This window comes from Streptomyces sp. NPDC004111, from assembly GCF_042874215.1.
GTDB lineage: Bacteria > Actinomycetota > Actinomycetes > Streptomycetales > Streptomycetaceae > Streptomyces.
Genome location: NZ_JBIAMU010000065.1, coordinates 1 through 1,070, shown reverse-complemented (window position 1 = coordinate 1,070; position 1,070 = coordinate 1). Strand labels below are relative to the sequence as shown.

General features: G+C 68.6%; 1 protein-coding gene. It reads right to left on the bottom strand.

Annotation, left to right across the window (positions count from 1 at the left end; translation table 11 throughout):
• Entirely contained in the window at window positions 1-954 is a 954-nt protein-coding gene (locus ACFYVL_RS44655) for an IS481 family transposase (protein ID WP_389255941.1), read from the bottom strand.
• Window positions 955-1,070 lie beyond the last annotated feature (116 nt).

Genomic DNA, 1,070 nt, shown 5'->3' with positions numbered 1-1,070 from the left:
CTAGGTGTACTGACCCGTGAGGTTGGGGACGCGGCTGGCGGGTGGTTGGCCCTTGAGCGCGGTGTGTCCGCGGTGGTGATTGTAGGTGTGCAGCCATCGCGGGTAGGCGTCACGTCGTTCGGTCTCGGTGCGGTAGGGCCGGGCGTAGGCCCACTCGTTCAGCAGGGTCCGGTTGAACCGCTCGACCTTCCCGTTCGTCTGGGGCCGGTAGGGGCGGGTGCGCTTGTGTGAAATGCCCTGCGCGCCAAGGGAGTTGCGCCAGAGGTGTGACTTGTAGCAGGAGCCGTTGTCGGTCAGGACCCGCTGGACGGTGATCCCGGCGGCGGCGAAGTAGGCGTGGGCGCGCTGCCAGAACCCGACGGCGGTCTCCTTCTTCTCGTCGGTGAGGATCTCGCTGTAGGCGAGGCGGGAATGGTCGTCGACTGCGTTGTGCAGGAAACTCATGCCGGCGCCCGCCCGGTTCTTGCGGCCCGCCTGCCGGCCGAGGGCCTTGTGGCCGCCGCCGTCGGGAATGTTGCCGAGCTTTTTGATGTCGACGTGGACGAGGTCGCCGGGGGCGGCATGCTCATAGCGCCGGATCACCCGGCCGGTCGCTCGGTCCAGGTGGGTCAGGCGGGCGAGTCTGTAGCGGGTCAGGACGCGGTGCACGGTCGCCGGGTTCAGACCGAGCAGATAGCCGATGCGGGCCGGACCCCAGCGTCGCAGGACACGGACCTTGATGATCCGCCGCTCGGTACGGGTCGGTGTCCGGCGCGGGCTGCAGTGGGGCCGGGAGGAGCGGTCGGTCATCCCGGTCTCGCCCTGCTCGCGGTAGCGCCCGGCCCACCGCTGAGCCGTGGTGGGCGAGACCTGGAAGCGCTCGGCGGCCCGCCGCAGAGGCCAGCCGTCCTCGACGACGCAGCGGGCCAGACGCAGGCGGCCGGTCTCGGTCAGGGGTGCATTACGGTGGGGCATGAGGGCCTTCTGATCGTTCCGTGTAGATGTCGCAATCCACACCGAACCCGGAAGGCCCTCACTCGTTCAAGATCCCCAAGCCATGGAATCCGTCACCAACCTCCATGGACAGAACA